Consider the following 2,500-nt stretch of genomic DNA (forward strand, 5'->3'; position numbering starts at 1 on the left):
TGGAAGGTTAAGGAGAGGGGTTAGCGTAAGCGAAGCTCTGAACTGAAGCCCCAGTAAACGGCGGCCGTAACTATAACGGTCCTAAGGTAGCGAAATTCCTTGTCGGGTAAGTTCCGACCCGCACGAAAGGTGTAACGATTTGGGCACTGTCTCAACCAGAGACTCGGTGAAATTATAGTACCTGTGAAGATGCAGGTTACCCGCGACAGGACGGAAAGACCCCGTGGAGCTTTACTGTAGCCTGATATTGAATTTTGGTACAGTTTGTACAGGATAGGCGGGAGCCATTGAAACCGGAGCGCTAGCTTCGGTGGAGGCGCTGGTGGGATACCGCCCTGACTGTATTGAAATTCTAACCTACGGGTCTTATCGACCCGGGAGACAGTGTCAGGTGGGCAGTTTGACTGGGGCGGTCGCCTCCTAAAGTGTAACGGAGGCGCCCAAAGGTTCCCTCAGAATGGTTGGAAATCATTCGTAGAGTGCAAAGGCATAAGGGAGCTTGACTGCGAGACCTACAAGTCGAGCAGGGACGAAAGTCGGGCTTAGTGATCCGGTGGTTCCGCATGGAAGGGCCATCGCTCAACGGATAAAAGCTACCCCGGGGATAACAGGCTTATCTCCCCCAAGAGTCCACATCGACGGGGAGGTTTGGCACCTCGATGTCGGCTCATCGCATCCTGGGGCTGTAGTCGGTCCCAAGGGTTGGGCTGTTCGCCCATTAAAGCGGTACGCGAGCTGGGTTCAGAACGTCGTGAGACAGTTCGGTCCCTATCCGTCGTGGGCGTAGGAAATTTGAGAGGAGCTGTCCTTAGTACGAGAGGACCGGGATGGACGCACCGCTGGTGTACCAGTTGTTCTGCCAAGGGCATAGCTGGGTAGCTATGTGCGGAAGGGATAAGTGCTGAAAGCATCTAAGCATGAAGCCCCCCTCAAGATGAGATTTCCCATAGCGTAAGCTAGTAAGATCCCTGAAAGATGATCAGGTTGATAGGTTCGAGGTGGAAGCATGGTGACATGTGGAGCTGACGAATACTAATAGATCGAGGACTTAACCATATAATATGTAGCAAATGTTATCTAGTTTTGAAGGAATATGCCTTCATAGTTTGGTGATGATGGCAGAGAGGTCACACCCGTTCCCATACCGAACACGGAAGTTAAGCTCTCTAGCGCCGATGGTAGTTGGGACCTTGTCCCTGTGAGAGTAGGACGTCGCCAAGCAACCTTAAGACGAGTCAGAATGACTCGTCTTTTTTGTGTACATTTCGTTAGAAATAACTTCTTAATAACCCAAAATACCACTTTAGATTTTAAGTATTGCCCATTCTTTTAAGATTTGTGGTTACATTGCTATATAATTTTTTATTCAATTTCTCCCGTGATTTTTGATATGTAATTTAAGATTTTCTATTTTATTTCTTATAGATACGATTCATTGGTGTGTTAAAATAGTACAGTTATTTTGAAGTACTTTAATATAAGAAGATTTAATTTTGAAAAAGGAGATAATATGAAAAAGATAGGTGTAATTACTATAGTAGTTTTAGTCCTTCTAGCGATTGCATATATGTTAGTCGGGAATTATTTTTATAATTATGCGTTGAATGCGAGACAAGAAAAAGATTTTTTAGAGGATAATCCTCACTTAAAGGAAACGGTGAATGCATCGGGAGGTGCATTGGCTACGAATGAAGACAAGAATGCGAACTTTGTATCAAAATATAAACCTAATACATTAACTATACGCTCTTTTGATAAGCTAAATTTAACAGGTTATGAATATATGAATGAGCAATCTAGTCATAAATGGGCACTTGTAGTTCATGGATATGATGGCAGGGCATCAGCAATGACGAAATATATCCGGAACTTCTATGAACGAGGCTACAATGTCATAGCACCGGATCTTCGTGGACACGGAAATAGTGAAGGAGATTATGTTGGTATGGGCTGGCATGATCGTAAAGATGTCCTGCTATGGATTCAACAAATTTTAAAGAAAGATCCTAATGCTGAAATAGCTCTATATGGTATTTCTATGGGTGGAGCAACTGTTATGATGACTTCTGGAGAAGAGTTACCTTCTAATGTTAAAGTTATTATTGAAGATTGCGGATACTCGACTGTTATTGATGAATTCACGTATCAACTAAAAGATTTATTCCACTTACCGAAGTTTCCTGTTATGAATGCGGCCAATACAGTTACTAAATTGAGAGCTGGATACGATTTAGAAGAGGCTTCGGCTGTAAAACAAGTTGCGAAAAGTAAAACACCTATGCTATTCATTCATGGGGATGCCGATACATTTGTTCCTTTTGAAATGTTAGATGAGGTGTATAATGCTGCAAAAGTAGAAAAAGAGAAATTAATTGTTCCAGGTGCGGGACATGGAGAAGCGGAGAAAATAGATTCAAATAAATATTGGAATACTGTATGGAAATTCGTAGAGAAGTATATTCCAGCATAATTAAAGTTGTTTCATGTTTATATACGATAA

1 protein-coding gene and 2 rRNA genes (1 of these 3 running past the window's edge) are annotated in these 2,500 nt (G+C 42.6%); all 3 read left to right on the forward strand.

The annotated features are described in order from the left end of the window. Window positions 1-1,056: ribosomal RNA gene (locus LUS72_RS01560) — 23S ribosomal RNA — on the forward strand; it begins 1,866 nt to the left of the window's first position. Between the two features lie 49 nt (window positions 1,057-1,105). Beyond that, a 5S ribosomal RNA gene (rrf, locus tag LUS72_RS01565) occupies window positions 1,106-1,221 on the forward strand. A 289-nt stretch (window positions 1,222-1,510) separates the two neighbouring features. Next, complete coding sequence (locus LUS72_RS01570) at window positions 1,511-2,470, forward strand: alpha/beta hydrolase (protein WP_264448510.1); 960 nt, start codon at window positions 1,511-1,513, stop codon at window positions 2,468-2,470. Window positions 2,471-2,500 lie beyond the last annotated feature (30 nt).

Source organism: Bacillus cereus (assembly GCF_025917685.1).
GTDB lineage: Bacteria > Bacillota > Bacilli > Bacillales > Bacillaceae_G > Bacillus_A > Bacillus_A cereus_AT.

What these genes read in the sequence shown, in the direction of transcription:
- LUS72_RS01570 (WP_264448510.1), top strand. Translation starts at nt 1,511, where the DNA reads ATGAAAAAGATAGGTGTAATTACTATAGTAGTTTTAGTCCTTCTAGCG.